Source organism: Vibrio olivae, from assembly GCF_042428525.1.
GTDB classification, from domain to species: Bacteria; Pseudomonadota; Gammaproteobacteria; order Enterobacterales; family Vibrionaceae; genus Vibrio; species Vibrio olivae.
Map to the genome: position 1 here is coordinate 1 of NZ_JBHMEP010000037.1, position 2,272 is coordinate 2,272.

Annotated in this window: 3 protein-coding genes; all 3 read right to left on the bottom strand. The window is 48.6% G+C overall.

Annotation, left to right across the window (positions count from 1 at the left end):
* The coding region (locus tag ACFFUV_RS23300) for a hypothetical protein (RefSeq protein ID WP_390198280.1) at positions 1–312 on the bottom strand (312 nt) is incomplete at its 3' end.
* 1 nt (position 313) lies between these two features.
* Positions 314–802, bottom strand: a complete 489-nt coding sequence (locus ACFFUV_RS23305; RefSeq protein WP_390198282.1) for a hypothetical protein — start codon at positions 800–802, stop codon at positions 314–316.
* 554 nt (positions 803–1,356) lie between these two features.
* The coding region (locus tag ACFFUV_RS23310) for a hypothetical protein (RefSeq protein WP_390198285.1) at positions 1,357–2,272 on the bottom strand (916 nt) is incomplete at its 5' end.

Consider the following 2,272-nt stretch of genomic DNA (forward strand, 5'->3'; position numbering starts at 1 on the left):
CTCGTCACGGATGTCACGCTCGCCAAACCATCCCTTACGGTACATCTCATCCTCCCGCTCATGATGTCTTTGACGTTTCTCAAGCTCCCGCTCGTTACGCTCCAGTTCCCTCTCGCGCCTTTCGAGATCACGCTCACGGCGCTCAAGCTCCTCCATCATCCCGTCACGTTCCTTACCGTAATGATCATATACGCCACCATCGTAACCCATATAAGTGCCGTCGGAGCGGCGTGAGCGTCCCCTACCGCCTCTGCGGTCGTAGATCTCATCATCATATTCCTCTTGGCCGTTGCCTAAATCTATAACTCTCATCTTAACCTAATTTTTTAATTAACAACTCTTTTAACTCATCGAAAGAAGACCCCATCCTATCGACCTTCTCCTCAAGATTCTTAATCTTTCGGTCTTGATCCTTAGTCTGCTTAAAAGTAGGATTGATATCCTCCAAGATACTGTCGCATGCCTCTATGATCTCCTTATTCTTATCCACGCTATTCACGATATCCGTACTGGTTCGTTTCATGGCGTTCAGGTGGTTCATTATCGGATCCACGGAGCAGGCTAGCGTAATGCCGTTGGCCATAGCCACGTTCTGGTTCTCTGGAACTACGTATGTCATGGACTTCCCGTCCACCTCTATAGTAAGATCCATAACCCGATCTTGCAACTGCTGATACTGACCTAACTGGGACTGGGCGAACCTAGGCTCCGAGACGTTAACCACCGTACCCATAAAGAATTTAGGAACCCCTGAGGTATCCAACGTATAAACCTGATATCCTTTCTTTAAATCCTTAAACATAATAACGATCTTTTTAAATGGGAGGGAGGTTACCCTCCCTGTTCTTTCTTAGTAAATTCATGCGCTAGGGGCGGTAGCCGCCGTAGCCGTATGACCCAACATCCTGAACACGCCGGTGCATTTGTTATAATACACAAGATGCTCGGTGTAGGCCCCTACTATAGGATCACTAGAAGCCACGGGAGTCGTAATATCCTGCCCTGTCATATGTGCCCCAACCTTATCCACTATAGGTGTCTTGTTGACGATAACCCCGGCGTTGGATACCGTAACAGGAGTGGTAGTGGATAAGCCAGACGGAAGAACGATCGTGGCGGGATAACTAGCCTCTGTCTCCGTCACCGGATGACGGACTTTCCATAACAATATTCCTTCCGGAGGTAGTGAGTTCCACTGACACGGATTGATGCCAAAATCAACCGTAGGTTCGGCCGCAGAAGCGTCAGATACCTTTCCAGTAGTGGCTACTACCGGGATGCCTCCCCTGTCAAGACGAGAGGAGGCGAATGAACCGATCATATATCCTCTGAAATCAGCCATATTGTCCCCCTTTCTTATAATACGGCGTTAGTAGTGCCGCAAGCGCATCCACATTCGTTAGCCACCCTTACGGTAGGAGTATAGCAGCAACCCGGGTTCTGTACAACGTAGGCTGGAACCGGAGCCTTTGGAGCTAACTGGCTAACGATGTTCTGTGTCTGTTGTTGGGTGATGGCGGAAGTAGCCAAAGCCTGTTTCTCCTCACGAAGCTGTTGGATAGTATTCTGCATCTCACGCATCTCAAGTTGACAGAACTTGTCATTGATAATCTGCGTTTGGGCATCTATCTTAGCGGCTAACACTTGCGTCTGGGCTTGATTGGATTGAATAACGTTATTGAAGCCGTTAGTCAAGTTGTTCTGCAATACGTTCGTCTGACCGGTAATAGCCAACTGATTCTCATATCCCTGACGGGTGATAGCGTTCTGGATATTACATCCTACGGTGTCTAACGAATGTTGGATGTTGTTAAATCCACTAGCCATAGCGCTTTGTAAGTTGCAGCAACATGCGCTAATCTGGTTACCGATCTCACATCCTTGTTGCTGTACGGCGTTGATAACGGCCTGAGAAGTCATACCTACCTGACCGGCCACCTTATCAATAGCGCCTTGTACGTTACAGATAGCGTTTTGTAATTGAGAGGTAGAACAGTTAAGGGCGTTAGAGATCTGGTCGATAGCGCTTCTGTTACCTTGGATAGCCTGCATCAGTAACTCACGACCATAGTCGTTGTTCAATTGAGCCGGAAGACCGTTAGCGCAACATTCATTGCCATTGCCAAAGCCATTTCCGAAGCCACGTCCGCCCCACAACCAGAACAGGACGATGATCCATAACCACCAGCCGTTGGCTCCTCCGAACTGGTCTTGGTTGTTACGGCCGTTCATCAACGCCGCGACTAGATTCGGATCCATCTTATTTCCACCC